This window comes from Acinetobacter sp. UBA3106, from assembly GCA_002365595.1.
GTDB lineage: Bacteria > Pseudomonadota > Gammaproteobacteria > Pseudomonadales > Moraxellaceae > Acinetobacter.
On sequence record DFAM01000013.1, the window covers coordinates 1 to 661 of the forward strand.

The 661-nt window shown below is 42.5% G+C and carries 1 protein-coding gene; it reads right to left on the reverse strand.

The window, feature by feature from the left end; translation table 11 throughout:
- On the reverse strand, positions 1-661 hold a 661-nt coding region (locus tag B4C48_RS05705; RefSeq protein ID WP_291354645.1), incomplete at both ends, for an ISNCY family transposase.

Consider the following 661-nt stretch of genomic DNA (forward strand, 5'->3'; position numbering starts at 1 on the left):
GCTGACTTAATTTATCGAAGATGCTGTAATTGATCTTCCGACTTTCATGCATGATGGCCACAGTACCATCCGGGTATTCTAGAAATTCAAGATACTTGCCGATCAACCTCTGATTTTCTTCTGTATTCTCCAGGAGATATACACATTTATCATAAGTAATGGTCAGGCTTTTCGTCACTCTGCGTGGTTCACGCCAGGTAAAAACATCATCTAACTCTTCGGCTGTTTCAGTGACAGTCCGGTGTAGATCCTTGGGATTAAAAGCCATCTTGGCAAATTTACGATTAAATTGCTCAATAAAGCAGGGCAACCACTTATTCGCATCTGCAATCGAATTGATACCTTCCAGGCGCATCTCCTTAATCAGACGATCCTGAAGTGTTCTATTCGCTCGTTCCACACGACCTTTGGCCTGGGGTGAGTTAGCGAAGATGATATCGATTTTGAGGGTACTGAGTACGCGTCCAAACTGGGTAATCCTGGTGTCTTTCTTACTGCTTTGATTTACCCTAAACACTGAATGTTTATCGCTGTAAAACGCTAAGGGCTTACCGTGCTGTTCAACATACAGGCGTGTTGAAATCATATAGTCAAAGGTTGATTCTGATTCACAGAAGCGTAAATGCTGCAATTTTCCTGTGGCATCATCAATAAACACCAG